Below are 14,859 nucleotides of genomic sequence, written 5' to 3'. Positions count from 1 at the left end.
GCGCGATGGTCGCCGCCCGCGAGGATCCGCTCCACCGCCCCCGACGCGCCGGGGGTGGTGCCGCGCGCCACGCGGGCCAGGAGCCGACCCCGTGCTTCCGCCCCGCCTTCCGCGCGCTCGGCGGCCTCGCCCTCGACGGGATGCGCGTCGCGGCCCGCGCCGTCGACCTCGACTCCGGCGACGTCGTGCTCTCGGTCGACGACCACGTGGCGCTGCCCGCCGCCGGCCTCGGCCGCGTGCTGCTCCTCGTCGAGCTGTCGGCGCGCATGACCGCGGGCGACCTGTCGCCGCTGCACCTCGTCGACCGGAAGCCGGACGACGAGGGCGGCACGGCGGGCCTCTGGCGCCACCTCGTGGTGCCGTCGCTGCCCGTCACCGACCTCGCGTCGCTCGTCGGCGCGACCGGCGACGCCGCCGCGACCAACGCGCTCCTCGGCCTCGTCGGCCTGGATGCGGTGCGTACGCGCGCCGAGTCGCTCGGCCTCCGCCGCACGGCCCTCCTCGACGTGGCGCGCGGCAGCCGCGGGCCGGACGACGCCCCGCAGCTCTCCGTCGGATCCGCCCGCGAGCTCGCGTCGCTCTTCGCCTCCCTCGTGCACGGCGAGGTGGTCGACGAGGAGACGAGCACGCGCGTCGTCGGATGGCTCGCGCTCAACACCGACCGGTCGCTGGTCGCGGCGTCCTTCGGGCTGGATGCGCTCGTCAGCCGCGGCGGCGGCGAGCACGGCATGGCGCTCGTGGACTGCACGGGCGTCGACGCGGGCGTGCGCGCCGAGGCGGGCGTGCTCCGGGGGCCGCGCGGCGCGGTCGCGTACGCCGTGATGGTGCACTTCGACGACGCCGACCTCCGCGCCCGCCTCGCCGTCCGCGACGCCCTGGGCGTGGTGGGGCTCGACCTGCTGGAGCACGTGCACTGAGCCCGCGGATCCGCCGGGCGTAGAGTCGGAGGTCGTCCGCCACCCGCCCGGACGACGGAGGAGACCCCCGCATGACCGGCATGAACCCCGCCACCGCCAAGCGCCTCGCCCGCGACGACGTCGCGCCGATGTACGCGGAGGTGGACGCCGCCATCGCGCGCGCGGAGATCCCCGGCACCCCGGAGTGGCAGGAGAAGGTCCGCGGCCGCATCGTCATGGTCCGCCACGGGCAGACCGAGTGGAGCGTCAACGGGCGCCACACCGGCACGACCGACATCCCCCTCACCGAGACGGGCGAGGGGCAGGCGCGCGCGGTCGGCGCCGTGCTCGCCGGTACCGAGTTCGGCCTGGTGCTCGCGAGCCCGCGGTCGCGCGCGCTCCGCACCGCCGAGCTCATCGGCTACCGCGACCAGGCCGAGGTCGACGACCGCCTCGTCGAGTTCGACTACGGCGCGTACGAGGGCCGCACCACCGCCGACATCCAGTCCGAGCGCGGCCACTGGGACCTCTGGACCGACGGCGTGCCCGCGGGCGACACCCCCGGCGAGACGTCCCAGCAGGTCCGCGACCGCGTCCTCCAGGTGCTCGAGCGCGTGCTGCCCGTGCTGGAGTCCGGCCAGGACGTGCTGCTGGTGGCGCACGCGCACGTGATCCGCGCGCTCGCCGTCGCGTGGGTCGGCCTGCCCGCGGAGGCCGGCGGCATCCTCACCCTCTCCACCTCCACGCTCAGCGAGCTCGGCTTCGAGCACGGCCGCCACGCGATCATGCGCTGGAACTGCCCGGCGGACGGCTGGGCGCCGTCGCCGGTGGGCGGCAGCCGGTAGCGCTCGGCACCGGCACCGGCACCGGCACCGGCACCGGCACCGGCACCGGCACCGGCACCGGCACCGGCACCGGCACCGGCACCGCGCCCCCTCGGCGCGGCCGTGCATCGGCCCGCCGCGTAGGATCGCCCCTCGTGGCACAGAAGAAGAAGCGCACCCGCACGGCCCCCTCGTCCGCAGCACGCACCCGTCCGGGAACGCCCGCCAAGGCGCGTTCGGGGAACCCGGCGACGAGCCGCAAGGCGACGGCACGCGACTGGGTCTCCGGCGCCCGCATCCGCACCCTCCCGCTCGCCGTCGCCCCCGTCGCGATCGGCGCGGGAGCCGCCCGTGCGCTCGGCCCCGACGAGGGCGTCTCCGTCGGCCTCGCGCTCCTCTGCCTCGCCGTCGCGGTGCTGCTGCAGATCGGCGTGAACTACGCCAACGACTACTCCGACGGGATCCGGGGCACGGACGCCGTCCGCGTCGGCCCCGCCCGCCTCACCGGATCCGGCGCCGCGAAGCCCCGCACCGTGCTCACCGTCGCGCTCACGTTCTTCGGCCTCGCCGCCGTCGCGGGCCTCGTGATCGTGCTCATCACCGGCCACTGGTGGCTCCTCGCCGTCGGCGCCGTCGCGATCGTCGCGGCCTACTTCTACACCGGCGGGAAGAAGCCCTACGGATACGCCGGGCTCGGCGACGTGGTCGTCTTCGTCTTCTTCGGCCTGGTCGCGACCGCGGGCACGCAGTTCATCCTCATCGGCACGATCACGGGCGAGGGCTGGCTGGGCGGCGTCGCGGCCGGCGGCTTCGCGTGCGCGGTGCTGATGGTGAACAACATCCGCGACATCGAGCAGGACGGCAAGGTCGGCAAGCGCACCCTCGCCGTGCGCCTCGGCCCGCGCGGCTCGCGCATCGTCTACTGCGTCGAGATCGCGATCGCCTACGGGATCGTGGTGTTCTTCTTCCTCTTCTACCCGAAGGCGCTGCTGGTGCTGTTCACGCTCGTGCTGGCGCTGCCGGCCGCGATCATCGCGTGCACCGGCCGCACCCCCAAGGAGCTGATCCTCTCCCTGCAGCTCACGAGCATGGCCGCGCTCACGTTCGGCCTCGGCCTCGGGGCGGCGTTCGCGTTCTGATGCCGGAGGCGCCGGCCGGGCTGGTGCACGCGCTCGCGGCCGCGCACGAGGTGGCGGCCGTCGAGGGCGTGGGGCTGATGCTCCGCCCGCGGTCGACGGCCGGCGGGCGCGCGGTGCTGGTGGTGGATGACGCGCTCGTCGCGTGGTGGGATGCGCTCGTGGGCGCCGATCCGCGCGATGCGGCCGCCCGACTCGGGTCGGCACTCGCCGCCGTGGCGGTGGAGGCACGGCCGACGGAGCGCTACCGGCTCCTCGACGGGGATGGCTTCACGCCGTCGACCCGTGCAGTGCGTCCGGCTCTGCGAGACGCCTCGCCGCCGTCGTCGGGCGGCCGTTGGGTCCCGTACGTGCCGCGCGACGCGGGCTGAGCGGGACCGGCGCGCGGCCGCGCACGGCCCGTCCGTCAGGACAGGCGCTCGGTCAGGTGGACGGCGACCGCGTCGCCCAGGTCCTTGCCGAGCTTCCGCCGCAGCTTCGCGCTGATCGACAGCATGTGCCCGCCTGCGCCGGTGGGCAGCAGGCCCGCCGTGATCGGCTCGCCGTCGACGGTGGCGACCACCTTCACGGCCTTCCCCGTGCCGAGCAGCTCGACCGAGCCGGGGATCTCGACGCACGCCCACAGGTCGCCCTTGACGGTGACGCCGATGGGCGCCGTGAAGGAGAGGTCGAGGGGTCCGGCGGTCACGCGTGCATCCCCTCCCCGACGTCGTGCTGATCCGGCACGAGCGTACCGGGGAGGTCCGGACGGCTCCACCCCCTGACGGGGACGGCTCGCCCGGCGCCCGAGGGGTCAGCTCCGCTCGGCCTCGCCGTCCGCGCGCGGGGCCGCCGCCGCGGTGTCGGGCGTGCCGGCGCCCGGGGTGCCCACGGCGTCGGCGGATCCGTCCGCGCGGGCCCGTCGCTCGGCCGCGTCGACCGCGGCGTCCTCGGAGTCGTCGTCCTCCACGGGCTTGCGGCGGCCGGCCGCGACGGCCGCGAGATCCGCCGCCATGGCCTCGCGCTGGGGGCGCAGGAAGATGTAGGAGCCGCAGAACGACACCACCGCGCCGATGACCGCGGCGAGCGGCCAGAAGTCGGGGCTCACCGCGACCACCAGGCCGAACGGCACGGCGAACAGGAGGATGCGGACGACGGTGTAGACGAGCCAGTAGCGACGGGAACTCACCGGGTCAGCATAGGTCGGGCGGCTGGGCGAGGCCCCGACCGTCCACGCCTCGCCGCCCAGCCCGGGTCCGGCCCGCGCCCCCTTCCCGCTCGCTGGACGCCCGGCGTCCTCCCCGGTTGCGGAGCTACCATCGGGAGATGCCCCGCCTGTTGATCGGTCTCGCCGTCGTGATCGTGTTCTTCACGGTCTTCGTCATCGTGGACACCTCCCTGACGCCGCGGAACCGCATGCGCGGTCTCCCGAAGCCCGCGTGGATCGCGGTGGTCGTGCTCGTGCCCCTCATCGGCGGCATCCTGTGGCTCACGATCGGCAAGGACCGCACCGACCTGGCCCGCGCATCCGGCCGCCGCCTCGGCCCCGACGACGACCCCGACTTCCTCTCCGGCCTCGGGCGCGCGCGCTCGGAGGAGGAGCGGATCCGCCGCCTCGAGCAGGAGCTCGCCGACCTCGACAGCTCGGGCGACGGCGACGGCTCCGGCCCCGACGGTCCGACGACCCCCGGCGGCACGGGCACCGCCCCGCGGCCGAGCCCCGACGCCGACGACGACCGCGGCGCCCCCGGTCGCCGGGACGCCTGACCCGGTGACCGCCACCGACGCCCTCCGCATCCCGTCCGCCGCCGGTCCGCGCACCGGCAACCCGTCCACCGACCGCGCGCTCGCGATGCTGCTCGCGCTCGTCCGCGAGGGCGTCACCGACGTGGTGCTCTGCCCCGGATCCCGGTCGCAGGCCCTCGCGCTCGTCGCCGCGGAGCTGGAGCGCGTCGACGGCGTGCGCCTGCACGTGCGCATCGACGAGCGCGCCGCCGCGTTCCTCGCGCTCGGCCTCGGCGTCGAGTCCGGCCGGCCCGCGCCCGTGATCACCACCTCCGGCACCGCCGTCGCGAACCTGCACCCGGCGGTGCTCGAGGCGTGGCACTCCGGCGTCCCGATGCTGCTCGTCACCGCCGACCGGCCCGCCGAGCTCCGCGGCATCGCGAGCAACCAGACCACGCACCAGCCGGGGATGTTCGGGGAGCGCGTCGCTTGCATCGACGTGCCCGCGCCCGAGGGGACGGACGACGACCTCGCCGAGGACGCCCGCATCGCGCGCGACGCGTACCGCCGCGCCCGCGACGAGCGGACGCCCGTGCACGTGAACGCCGCGTTCCGGGATCCGCTCTCGGTCGCGGTGCCGGACCTCGCCGCCGCCGTCGCCGTCGCGGAGGCGCGCGCCGCGGGCCACGCGGAGGGTGCCGCCGATCCCGCGCCCGCCGCCGACGTCCTCGACCTCCCGCACGGACCCCGCACGCTCGTCGTGGCCGGCCATGCCGCGGGCGAGGCCGCCGAGGAGCTCGCGCGCACCGGGGGCTGGCCGCTCGCCGCCGAGATCTCCAGCGGATCCCACTTCGGCCCGAACCTCGTCGTGTCCTTCCGTGAGCTGCTCGCCCGCCCGGGCTTCGGCGACCGCGTGGAGCGCGTCGTCGTGTTCGGCCACCCGACCCTCACCCGCGAGGTCCCGCTGCTCGTGGGGCGCGACGACGTCGAGGCGATCGTCGTCGGGTCCACCGGCGGCGAGGACTACGACCCGCGCCACCGCGTCACCGCGCACCCGGCCACCGTGCGCGTGGTCGGCGAGCCCGCGGATCCGACCGAGGCCCGCCGCTGGCTCGGCACCTGGGTGCAGGAGAGCCGCGCGATCCTCGACGAGGCCGCCGCCGCGGAGTCCGCGCCGCTCGTCCCCGCCGGCACCACGCCCGCCGAGCGCCGCGAGTTCGCGCGCGCCGAGCTCGCCGCCGTGCGGGCCGACGTCACGCGCCGCAGCCTCGTCCGGGCGGTGTGGCAGGCCACCTGGCCGCACGACCGGCTCGTGCTCGGGGCGTCGCGCCTCATCCGCGAGGCCGACCGCGCGCTCCCCGGCAAGCACGTGCGCGTGCACGCGAACCGCGGCCTCGCCGGCATCGACGGCACCGTCTCCACGGGCCTCGGCATCGCGCTCGCGTCGCAGGCGGGATCCGGCACCTCCGCCGCGGGCGTCACGCGCGTCCTCGTCGGCGACCTCACGCTCCTGCACGACGTCGGCTCGCTGCTGCTCGGTACGGGCGAGCGCGTCCCGCGGATCCAGGTCATCGTGGGCAACGACGGCGGCGGCACCATCTTCGACGGCCTCGAGGTGTCCCGCACCGCCGCCCCCGCGGCCATCGACCGCGTCATGTTCACGCCGCAGCGCGTGGACCTCGCGGCGCTCGCCGCCGCCTACGGCTGGACGCACCTGCGCGCGTCGACCCACGGCGAGCTGGAGGCCGCGCTCACGACGGCGTCCACGGCGCCGATGCTCATCGAGGTGCCGCTGGTCCGGTAGGGCCGCCGCCGCCTTCGCTACGGTCGTCGAGGCGGGACCCGATCCCCGCGCGATCGGGGGCCGCATGCTGGGGATGGCGCTCGCGCTCGGATCGGCCGTCGCGCACACCGGCTGGAACGCGCTCAGCAAGGCCGGCGCGGGAGGCGGAACGGCGTTCGTGTGGCTGTGCACCGTGCTCGGCGCGCTGCTCGTCGTCCCGGTGGCCGTCGCGATCGTGCTCGCGCAGGGGCTCGTCCCCGCGTGGTCATGGCTCGCGGCCGGGGCGGTGGGCGCGGCACTGCACGGCGGCTACAGCCTCGTGCTCCAGGCGGGCTACGAGCGCGGCGACGTGAGCGTCGTCTACCCGGTGTCGCGCGGGATCGCGCCCGTTCTCGTCGCGGTGCTCGGCGTGCTCCTGTTCGGTCAGCGCCTCGGGATCCCCTCGGGCGTCGGGGTCCTCCTCATCGCCGTGTCGGTGCTGCTGCTCCTCGGCGACGGTTCCCGTGCGGGCGCCGGGTCGGATGTCGCCTGGGGCGCGCTCACCGGCGTGGTCATCGCCGGGTACACGCTCTGGGACGCGGCCGTGGTCGTCGCCTGGGGGATCCCCCCGGTGCCGTACTACGCGGTCGTCGCGCTGCTGCAGCTCGCCATGGTCACCGTCGTGGCCCGTCGGCACCTCGGCGTCGGCGTGCTCCGCGACCGACGCCGGCTCGGCCGGGCGGCGGCCGTCGGGGCGCTGATCCCGCTGTCGTACGTCCTCAGCCTGCTCGCGCTCCAGCACGCGCCCGTCGGCGAGGTCGCGGCGCTGCGGAGCACGAGCATCGTCATGTCGGGGGTCGTCGCGTGGGTCGCGCTGGGGGAGCGGGTGAGCGCCCGCCGCGTCGCGTCGACCGTGCTCGCGACCGGGGCCGTCCTGCTGATCGCGGTGTCGGCGACCTGAGGTGGCCCGTCCCGCCGCGTGCCGTCCGGCTCAGGCCGGGATCGCGCCCCGCCACGTGCGCAGCAGGTCCCGCTCGTGGTCGGTGAGCTCGGCCGCGGCGAGGAACGCGTCGAGGTCGATCCCCGCCATCGCGTCGCGGAACGCCGCCTCGCTCGTGGTGCCGCGCTCGGCGAGGAGCTCGGCGATCCTCGGCTCCATGTCCCGCTCGCCGGAGTTCGCGGATCGCTCCGGGCCGAGGCGGATGGTCGCCAGGTAGTCGTCGACGATGTCGTCCGGCTCGGCGCCCACCGCGAGGAGGAGCAGCAGCGCGACCAGGCCCGTGCGGTCCCGTCCGGCGCCGCAGTGGAAGAGCACGCCGCCCGCGGGCGCGTGGGCGATGGTCCGCAGCGCGGATCCGGCGCGCTCCGGCAGCTCGGCGAGGTGCGGCAGGTATTAGAGCGGCGTGCCGTGGAGGCCGGCCGACCAGTACGGCTCCCAGAAGCCGGGGTGGTCGTCGAGGCCGTCGAGGTCGACGTGCGCCCGGTGGATCCGATCGGGACGCGGCCGGGTGTCCCGGGCGCGCTCGCCTGGCTGGCGCAGGTCGAGCACCGTGCGGTAGCCGAGCTCGCGCAGCCGCTCCCATCCCGCGTCGGTGATGAGGTCGGCGTCCTCGCAGCGGGCCAGGACGCCCGTGGGCGTGGTGCCGCCGGAGCGGAGGCGGATGCCGCCGAGGTCGCGGGCGTTGACGAGGCCGTCGATAGGGAGGGCGCGGTCGGATGCGGTCATCGCCCGAGTCGACCACGGCGACCGAGCGCCCCGCGTCATCCCAGCGACCGTCAAAGACATGTTTGACAGTCGAGGCGCGGCCGTGGTCGGATGGCGCGTGCCCGCCGACGAGACCGACCTCCGCGACCTCCGCGTCATCGCCCACCCGCTGCGCCTCCGCCTCCTCTCGCTCTGCACGCGGTCGCCCGTGAGCGCGTCCGAGGCCGCGCGCGAGCTCGGCGAGACGCAGGCGAACGTGAGCTACCACCTGCGGCGGCTGCGCGAGGCCGGGCTGCTCGAGGACGCGGGCGTCGAGCGGATCCGTGGGGGAGCGGCCAGGCGCTACCGTCACGTTCCCGCGAGCGGGGAGCGGCTCGACGCCCTGACCGGGGGCAGCATGCCGACCGTGGCCGCCGCGCTCGCCGCGGAGCTGACCCGCCGCGCCGCGTTGCACGCGGAGGGCACGCGGCCGGTGATCACGGATGCCGAGCTCACGGTCTCGACCAGCACGTGGATTCGCGTGCAGGAGCTCGCCCGCGAGCTCGGCACCGTGCTCCACGACGACTCCGCGCGTCGCCCGGGCGACGACGACGTGGCGGTCAGCGCGACGCTCGCGCTGTTCGCGATGGCCCGGGGCGCGACCGCGGGTCAGGCCCCGGCGTGACCGCCGCCCGCACGCCGCCGCCCGCCCGCACCGGCTACCTCGCCGTCCTGGCGCTGCCCGGCGCGCTCCGCGTGTTCCTCCCGGCGATGCTCGGCCGGCTCTCCTTCGCGATGGTCGCGCTCGCGCTGCTGCTCCTGGTCCAGGCGCGCACCGGGTCCTTCGCCGCCGCCGGCCTCGCGACCGGCGCGTTCGGTCTCGCGAACGTGCTGGCGTCGCCCGTCCGCGCCCGGCTCGTGGACGCCCACGGACAGCGTCCCGTGCTCGTGGCGCTCGCGGTCGCCCACGCGGCTGGGCTCGTCGGGGTGCTCGCGGTGGTCCGCATGGGCGCGCCCGTCGGGGTCGTCGTCGTGACGGCCGCGCTCGCCGGCCTCGCGATGCCGCCGCTCGGCGCCGCCATGCGCGTCGTCTGGGCGGCGCTCGTGCCCGACGCGCGGATGCGGACGCGCGCCTACAGCCTCGACGCCGTGGGGGAGGAGGTCGTCTTCACCGTCGGGCCGCTCGTCGTGGCGGCCCTCGTGGCCGTCGCGGATCCCGAGGTCGCTGTCCTCGCGTCAGCCGCCGCGAGCGTGCTCGGCACCCTGGGCATGACGTCGTCGCGCCTGTCCCGGGCGCAGGGCGCGCGGCAGGCCCCGCCGGAGGGCCAGTCGACGCGAGACGGGCGTGCGCGTCGCCGGTCCGCGGATCCGCTCCGCCAGCCGCTCGTGATCCCCCTGCTCGTGACGCTGCTCGGGGTCGGCGCGGTGCTCGGATCCGTCGAGGTCGCCGTCGCGGCGCTGGCCGAGCGCGCGGGCAGCACGGCGCTCGCGGGGCCGCTGCTCGCCGCGTTCGCCGCGGGCAGCGCGGTCGGCGGTCTCGCGTACGGGACGCGCGCGTGGCGGGCGCCGGCGCGGATCCGCCTGGTCGTCCTCGTCGCGGCGATGCTCGCCGCGACGGCCGTGCTCGCCGCGGTCGCGTCCCGCGTCCCCGCCGCCCCTGACGCCCGCGCGCTCATCCTGCTCGCCGCCGCGCTCGTCCCCGTCGGCCTGTTCCTCGCGCCCGCGATGGTGACGGGCTACCTCCTGGCCGACGCGCAGACGGAGCCGTCGGTGCGGACCGAGGCATCAGCGTGGGTCAACACGGCCGTCAACACCGGGGTCGCGCTCGCGGCGGCCGCGGTCGGCGCGGTGGTGGACGCGGCGGGCCCGCTGGCCGGCATCGGGGTCGGCGTGGTCGCGGCGCTCGTCGTGACCGGGATCGCGGCGCCGGCGCTGCTGCGGCGACGCGCGACGGCGGAGCGAGCGGAGGCGGAGGCGGAGGCGGAGGCGCCAGCCGATGGGACCGCCTCCTAGCCCAGCGCCTCCACGACCGGTCGGAACTTCATGGCCGTCTCGGCGCGCTCGCGCTCGGGGTCGGATCCCGCGACGATGCCCGCGCCCGCGTGCGCGACGATCGCGCCCGACGGATCCACCTGGGCGCCCCGCAGCGCGATGGCCCACTCGCCGTCGCCGTCCGCGGAGACCCAGCCGACCGGCCCGGCGTAGCGGCCGCGGTCGAAGGGCTCGAGCTGGGCGATGAGCTCCAGCGCGGCGGCGGTGGGGTGCCCGGCGACCGCGGCCGTCGGGTGCAGCGCGGCGACGAGGTCGAGCGACGAGGATCCGTCGCCCAGCGTGCCCGTGACGTCGCTCGCCAGGTGCCACAGGTTCGGCAGCTTCAACGTGAAGGGCGCGTCGGTGGTGGAGAGGTCGCGGCTGTGCGGGCGCAGCGCGTCGAGCACGCTGTCGCGCGCGAAGGCGTGCTCCTCGTTGTCCTTGGGGCTCGCGGCGAGCCCGGCGGCCGCTGCGGCGTCGGCCCGGGCGTCCGCGCCGCGGGAGACCGTGCCGGCGAGCACGCGCGCGCCGACCGTTCCGCCGCCCACGCGCACGAGCGTCTCGGGGCTCGCGCCGATGAGCCCGTCGACCGCGTACGTCCAGCAGTCCGGGTAGCCGAGCGCGAAGCGGCTGAGCGCGAGCCGGAGGTCGCCGCCGAGCGGCAGGCGCCCGACGAGGTCGCGCGCGAGCACGACCTTCTGCACGTCGCCGGCCTCGATGGCCGCGACGGCGCGCGCGACGGACTCCTCGTAGCCCTCGGGGCCCTGGGATCCGGGGCGCAGGTGCAGGCGGTACTCGGCGCCGGAGCGCTCGGGCACGGGGACGGATCCCGCGGCCAGGTCGTCGAGGGGGGAGGCGACGTCGTCGGCCTCCGGCTCGGCCAGCCGGATCCTGGTGACCCACGACACCCCGTCGCGCCGCCCGACGACGACGCGCGGCACGACGAGCACGCTCGCGGCCGCCGAGTCGTCCGCGAACGCGAAGGCGCCGAACGCGATGAGGCCGGTGCCGGGGATCCCGAGCGGATCCGTCACGCGCGCGGCCGCGGCCACCTCGCGCCATGCGGCGGCGGCGTCGCGCACGCGGTCGGGGCCCGTGAACTCCAGGCGGAGCGCCTCGCCGATGCCGCCCATCCCGGATCCGTGCCGCAGCCACAGGAGCGGGTGCCGGGCGTCGAGGAGGGGGACGAGTCGTGCGATCGAGTCGACGGGGGTGGTGTCGACGAGGAGCGCTCGGACGCGGGTGGCGGTCACGGATGCCAGCCTACCGCCGGGGATCCGGGCCTCCCGGGGGCGCGCGACGGCCCCCGGCGCCCGGCTCGGCCCCCGCCGCCCCCGTCCTCTGATGGGCCGCTGGGCATCCGGCCGCCGCCCACCGAGCGCCCAGCGCGCCCGAATAGACTGAACGGGTGATGCGCGCAGACCTCAGCAAGAAGCCCGGCCAGGTGTCGGCCATGTTCGACGAGGTGTCGAGCGCGTACGACCGCACGAACGCCCTCCTCTCGGTCGGCAACGACCAGCTCTGGCGCGTCGCCACCACGCGCGCCGTGGCGCCCGTCGCGGGGGAGCGCATCCTCGACCTCGCCGCGGGCACGGGAACCTCGAGCGCCGCGCTCGCCGCGTCCGGCGCCCACGTGGTCGCCGCCGACTTCTCCGAGGGGATGCTCGAGGTCGGCCGCCGTCGTCACGCCGGCAACCCGCGCATCGAGTTCGTGCACGCCGACGCCACCGACCTGCCGTTCGAGGACGACTCCTTCGACGCCGTCACCATCTCCTTCGGCCTCCGCAACGTGGTCGAGCCGAGGAAGGGCCTCGACGAGCTGCTCCGCGTGCTCAAGCCCGGCGGCCGCATCGTCATCTGCGAGTTCAGCACCCCGCCCGTGCCGCTCGTGCGCCGCGGTTACGACCTCTACATGAAGGCCGTCGCGCCCTCGCTCGTGAAGCTCGTGAGCTCCAACGCCAGCGCGTACGAGTACCTCAACGAGTCCATCCAGGCCTGGCCCGACCAGGAGACGCTGGCATCGTGGCTGCGCGAGGCTGGCTTCGCGTCGGTCGAGCACCGTAACCTCACTGCGGGGATCGTGGCGCTGCACCGCGGCGTCAAGCCGGCCGGCCGCCACGCCGCACCCCGTCCCGCCGCGTCCTGACCGGCGCGTGAACCTCCACAGACAAGGTTGCCGATCATGAGTCCGAGCATCCCGCTCGCCCGGCGCGGCACCTCCGTCGCCTCGCACGCCAGCCTCACCGAGCGCCTCTTCTCGTCCTCGGACGACCGCCGCATGGCGCGCAGCATCGACGACGGGCTCGCGCTCGTCGAGGAGCAGCTGCTCCGCGAGGTCCGCTTCGCCGACGACGTGGCCGACGTCACCACGCGCTACCTGCTCGACGCGGGCGGCAAGCGCGTGCGCCCGATGCTCGCCCTCCTCATCGCCCAGCTCGGCGAGGGCAACACGCAGCAGGTCGTCGACGCGGCGGTCGCCATCGAGATCACGCACCTCGCCTCGCTGTACCACGACGACGTCATGGACGAGGCCGACATGCGCCGCGGCGTGCCGAGCGCGCAGGCCGTCTGGGGCAACTCGGTCGCCATCCTCGCGGGCGACCTCCTCTTCGCCCGGGCCAGCAAGATCGTCGCCGACCTCGGCCCCCGCGCCATCCGGCTGCAGGCCGCCACCTTCGAGCGCCTGGTCCTCGGCCAGCTGCACGAGACCATCGGCCCGCGCGAGGACCAGGACCCCATCGAGCACTACCTCGACGTCCTCGCCGACAAGACCGGATCCCTCATCGCCTGCGCCGCCCAGATGGGCGTCATCTACTCCGGCGCGGATCCCGAGCTCGAGTCCGCCGTGCTCGCCTTCGGGGAGCGCACGGGCGTCGCGTTCCAGCTCGTGGACGACGTGCTCGACCTCGCCGACCAGCCCGAGGAGACCGGCAAGCTCGCCGGCACCGACCTCCGCGCCGGCGTCTCGACGCTGCCGCTGCTCTACCTCACGCGGCTCGCGGCCACCGACGAGGGCGCCGCAGCGCTGCTCGCCCGCATCCAGCGCGACGTGGAGCACGAGGAGACGCCCGAGTCCGAGGCCGACCTCACCGCCGCCATCGCGGAGCTCCGCGACCACGAGGTCACGGCCCGCACGATCGCCGAGGCCCACCGCTGGGCCGCCGAGGCGGTCGACGCCCTGGCCCCCCTCCCGGAGGGCCCGGTCAAGAAGGCGCTCACGCGCTTCGCCGACACCATCGTCGAGCGCACGCGCTAGCTCCCGCTCGTCCCCGCCGGCTCTCGCGGGGATCCGCACCACCACGCCCCCGACGGCCGGACCGGGGACGACGACGATCAAGAGGACACCAGTGACCAAGCTCAGGCTGGCCATCGTGGGCGCAGGGCCCGCGGGCATCTACGCGGCCGACATCATCCTGAAGGCCGAGAAGCAGTTCGACGTCTCCATCGACCTCTTCGAGCGCCTCCCCGCGCCGTACGGCCTCGTGCGCTACGGCGTCGCGCCCGACCACCCCCGCATCAAGGGCATCATCGGCGCGCTCCGCGACGTGCTCGACCGCGGCGACATCCGGATCTTCGGCAACGTCGACTACGGCCGCGACATCACGCTGGCCGACCTGCAGAAGCACTACAACGCGGTCATCTTCTCCACGGGCGCGATCCGCGACGCCGAGCTCGACATCCCCGGCATCGACCTGCCCGGCTCCTACGGCGCGGCCGACTTCGTCAACTGGTTCGACGGCCACCCCGACTTCCCGCGCGACTGGCCGCTGGAGGCCCGCGAGGTCGCCGTCATCGGCAACGGCAACGTGGCGCTCGACGTCGCGCGCATGTTGTCCAAGCACGCGGACGACCTGCTGCCCACCGAGATCCCGGACAACGTCTACACGGGCCTCAAGCACTCGCCCGTCACGGACGTGCACGTCTTCGGCCGCCGCGGTCCCGCGCAGGTGAAGTTCACGCCGCTCGAGCTCCGAGAGCTCGGCGAGGTGCCCGACGTCGACGTGGTCGTCTACGACGAGGACTTCGGCGTGGATCCCGCCGCCGAGGAGGCCGCGAAGACCAACAAGCAGGTCATGGTCATCAGCCGCGTGCTGGAGAAGTGGCGCACGCGCGAGGCCGGCACCGCGTCCCGCCGCCTGCACCTGCACTTCTACTCGCGCCCCGCCGAGGTGCTCGCGTCCGACGACGCCGAGCCCCGCGTCGCCGGTCTCCGCATCGAGCGCACGCGCCCCGACGGCCACGGCGGCGTCGAGGGCACGGGCGAGTTCCGCGACGTACCCGTCCAGGCGATCTACCGCGCGGTCGGCTACTTCGGCTCGCCCGTCGACGGCATCCCGTTCGACGAGGTCCGCGGCGTGATCCCGAACCACGAGGGCCAGGTCCTCGACCTCGACAACACGCGCATCCCCGGCGTCTACGCCACGGGCTGGATCAAGCGCGGCCCCATCGGCCTCATCGGGCACACCAAGTCCGACGCCATGGAGACCGTCTCGCACGTGCTCAACGACCAGGGCGACTGGTGGACCCCGGAGGCGCCCGAGGAGCAGGCGATCGTCGACCTGCTCGCCGAGCGCGGCATCGAGTACACCGACCTCGCCGGCTGGCACGCGCTCGACGAGCACGAGATCGCCCTCGGCCAGCCGCACGGCCGCGCCCGCGTGAAGGTGGTCGAGCGCGACGAGATGCTCGAGGCGTCGCGCCCGCGGCGGTCCGTCTGATCCGCACCCCCTGATCGACGCCGACGGGCGTCCGCGGTCCTCCCGCGGGCGCCCGTCCGTCGTCCGTCCCCAGGCGGGGCCCGGGCCGCGCGGTCGCCGCGCCG

General features: G+C 75.7%; 15 protein-coding genes and 1 pseudogene. 12 read left to right on the top strand and 4 right to left on the bottom strand.

Going from position 1 to position 14,859, the window contains the following annotated elements; all coding sequences use genetic code 11:
- Positions 1 to 5 precede the first annotated feature (5 nt).
- The 4 genes from H9X71_RS13985 to H9X71_RS13965 all read left to right on the top strand — a co-directional run bounded on the left by H9X71_RS13985 (position 6) and on the right by H9X71_RS13965 (position 3,227).
- Positions 6 to 917, top strand: a complete 912-nt coding sequence (locus H9X71_RS13985; RefSeq protein ID WP_191149205.1) for a serine hydrolase — start codon at positions 6 to 8, stop codon at positions 915 to 917.
- A 71-nt stretch (positions 918 to 988) separates the two neighbouring features.
- Entirely contained in the window at positions 989 to 1,741 is a 753-nt protein-coding gene (locus tag H9X71_RS13980) for a histidine phosphatase family protein (protein ID WP_191147611.1), read from the top strand.
- Between the two features lie 134 nt (positions 1,742 to 1,875).
- On the top strand, positions 1,876 to 2,859 hold the full coding sequence (locus tag H9X71_RS13970; RefSeq protein WP_191147610.1) for a 1,4-dihydroxy-2-naphthoate polyprenyltransferase: 984 nt from the start codon (positions 1,876 to 1,878) through the stop codon (positions 2,857 to 2,859).
- A complete protein-coding gene (locus H9X71_RS13965) occupies positions 2,859 to 3,227 on the top strand; it encodes a hypothetical protein (RefSeq protein ID WP_191147609.1) in 369 nt (122 codons plus the stop codon). The genes H9X71_RS13970 and H9X71_RS13965 overlap by 1 nt, the downstream gene beginning before the upstream one ends.
- A gap of 35 nt (positions 3,228 to 3,262) precedes the next feature.
- Here H9X71_RS13965 and H9X71_RS13960 read toward each other — a convergent pair whose 3' ends face one another.
- On the bottom strand, positions 3,263 to 3,544 hold the full coding sequence (locus H9X71_RS13960) for a DUF1905 domain-containing protein (protein ID WP_191147608.1): 282 nt from the start codon (positions 3,542 to 3,544) through the stop codon (positions 3,263 to 3,265).
- A 105-nt stretch (positions 3,545 to 3,649) separates the two neighbouring features.
- Positions 3,650 to 4,024, bottom strand: coding sequence for a DUF4229 domain-containing protein (locus tag H9X71_RS13955; protein ID WP_191147607.1), 375 nt, complete (start codon positions 4,022 to 4,024; stop codon positions 3,650 to 3,652).
- 137 nt (positions 4,025 to 4,161) lie between these two features.
- Here H9X71_RS13955 and H9X71_RS13950 point away from each other — a divergent pair, with 137 nt between their 5' ends.
- The 3 genes from H9X71_RS13950 (at position 4,162) to H9X71_RS13940 (ending at position 7,283) form a co-directional block, all read left to right on the top strand.
- On the top strand, positions 4,162 to 4,602 hold the full coding sequence (locus H9X71_RS13950) for a PLD nuclease N-terminal domain-containing protein (RefSeq protein ID WP_191147606.1): 441 nt from the start codon (positions 4,162 to 4,164) through the stop codon (positions 4,600 to 4,602).
- Positions 4,603 to 4,687: 85 nt separating this feature from the next.
- Positions 4,688 to 6,364, top strand: a complete 1,677-nt coding sequence (gene menD, locus H9X71_RS13945; protein ID WP_244961939.1) for a 2-succinyl-5-enolpyruvyl-6-hydroxy-3-cyclohexene-1-carboxylic-acid synthase — start codon at positions 4,688 to 4,690, stop codon at positions 6,362 to 6,364.
- A 73-nt stretch (positions 6,365 to 6,437) separates the two neighbouring features.
- Positions 6,438 to 7,283, top strand: coding sequence for an EamA family transporter (locus tag H9X71_RS13940; RefSeq protein ID WP_191147604.1), 846 nt, complete (start codon positions 6,438 to 6,440; stop codon positions 7,281 to 7,283).
- 30 nt (positions 7,284 to 7,313) lie between these two features.
- Here H9X71_RS13940 and H9X71_RS13935 read toward each other — a convergent pair.
- Positions 7,314 to 8,048 (bottom strand): annotated as a pseudogene (locus H9X71_RS13935) (tyrosine-protein phosphatase).
- A 58-nt stretch (positions 8,049 to 8,106) separates the two neighbouring features.
- Here H9X71_RS13935 and H9X71_RS13930 point away from each other — a divergent pair.
- Positions 8,107 to 8,691, top strand: coding sequence for an ArsR/SmtB family transcription factor (locus H9X71_RS13930; protein ID WP_244961656.1), 585 nt, complete (start codon positions 8,107 to 8,109; stop codon positions 8,689 to 8,691).
- Positions 8,688 to 10,019 carry an MFS transporter gene (locus H9X71_RS13925; protein WP_191147603.1) on the top strand — a complete coding sequence of 444 codons (1,332 nt, stop codon included), beginning with the start codon at positions 8,688 to 8,690 and terminating at the stop codon, positions 10,017 to 10,019. The genes H9X71_RS13930 and H9X71_RS13925 overlap by 4 nt, the downstream gene beginning before the upstream one ends.
- Here H9X71_RS13925 and H9X71_RS13920 read toward each other — a convergent pair.
- On the bottom strand, positions 10,016 to 11,290 hold the full coding sequence (locus H9X71_RS13920; protein ID WP_191147602.1) for an isochorismate synthase: 1,275 nt from the start codon (positions 11,288 to 11,290) through the stop codon (positions 10,016 to 10,018). The two genes, H9X71_RS13925 and H9X71_RS13920, sit on opposite strands and share 4 nt — an antisense overlap.
- Before the next feature lie 158 nt (positions 11,291 to 11,448).
- On the opposite strand from H9X71_RS13920, the gene ubiE reads away from it, so the two are divergent.
- The 3 genes from ubiE (at position 11,449) to H9X71_RS13905 (ending at position 14,755) form a co-directional block, all read left to right on the top strand.
- Positions 11,449 to 12,183, top strand: coding sequence for a bifunctional demethylmenaquinone methyltransferase/2-methoxy-6-polyprenyl-1,4-benzoquinol methylase UbiE (ubiE, locus tag H9X71_RS13915; protein WP_191149203.1), 735 nt, complete (start codon positions 11,449 to 11,451; stop codon positions 12,181 to 12,183).
- A 36-nt stretch (positions 12,184 to 12,219) separates the two neighbouring features.
- Positions 12,220 to 13,293: a polyprenyl synthetase family protein gene (locus H9X71_RS13910; protein WP_191147601.1), complete on the top strand. Its 1,074-nt coding sequence runs from the start codon at positions 12,220 to 12,222 to the stop codon at positions 13,291 to 13,293.
- A gap of 91 nt (positions 13,294 to 13,384) precedes the next feature.
- Positions 13,385 to 14,755: an FAD-dependent oxidoreductase gene (locus H9X71_RS13905; protein WP_191147600.1), complete on the top strand. Its 1,371-nt coding sequence runs from the start codon at positions 13,385 to 13,387 to the stop codon at positions 14,753 to 14,755.
- The last annotated feature ends 104 nt before the right edge of the window (positions 14,756 to 14,859 follow it).

It is taken from the genome of Clavibacter zhangzhiyongii (genome assembly GCF_014775655.1).
Classification (GTDB): domain Bacteria; phylum Actinomycetota; class Actinomycetes; order Actinomycetales; family Microbacteriaceae; genus Clavibacter; species Clavibacter zhangzhiyongii.
Note: the sequence above shows the minus strand (reverse complement) of the source record. Positions and strands in the feature narration are given on the sequence as shown.

Coding starts and splice junctions, on each gene's coding strand:
- H9X71_RS13985 (WP_191149205.1), top strand. CDS start 6: ATGGTCGCCGCCCGCGAGGATCCGCTCCACCGCCCCCGACGCGCCGGG.
- H9X71_RS13980 (WP_191147611.1), top strand. CDS start 989: ATGACCGGCATGAACCCCGCCACCGCCAAGCGCCTCGCCCGCGACGAC.
- H9X71_RS13965 (WP_191147609.1), top strand. CDS start 2,859: ATGCCGGAGGCGCCGGCCGGGCTGGTGCACGCGCTCGCGGCCGCGCAC.
- H9X71_RS13950 (WP_191147606.1), top strand. CDS start 4,162: ATGCCCCGCCTGTTGATCGGTCTCGCCGTCGTGATCGTGTTCTTCACG.
- menD (WP_244961939.1), top strand. CDS start 4,688: ATGCTGCTCGCGCTCGTCCGCGAGGGCGTCACCGACGTGGTGCTCTGC.
- H9X71_RS13940 (WP_191147604.1), top strand. CDS start 6,438: ATGGCGCTCGCGCTCGGATCGGCCGTCGCGCACACCGGCTGGAACGCG.
- H9X71_RS13930 (WP_244961656.1), top strand. CDS start 8,107: ATGTTTGACAGTCGAGGCGCGGCCGTGGTCGGATGGCGCGTGCCCGCC.
- ubiE (WP_191149203.1), top strand. CDS start 11,449: ATGCGCGCAGACCTCAGCAAGAAGCCCGGCCAGGTGTCGGCCATGTTC.
- H9X71_RS13910 (WP_191147601.1), top strand. CDS start 12,220: ATGAGTCCGAGCATCCCGCTCGCCCGGCGCGGCACCTCCGTCGCCTCG.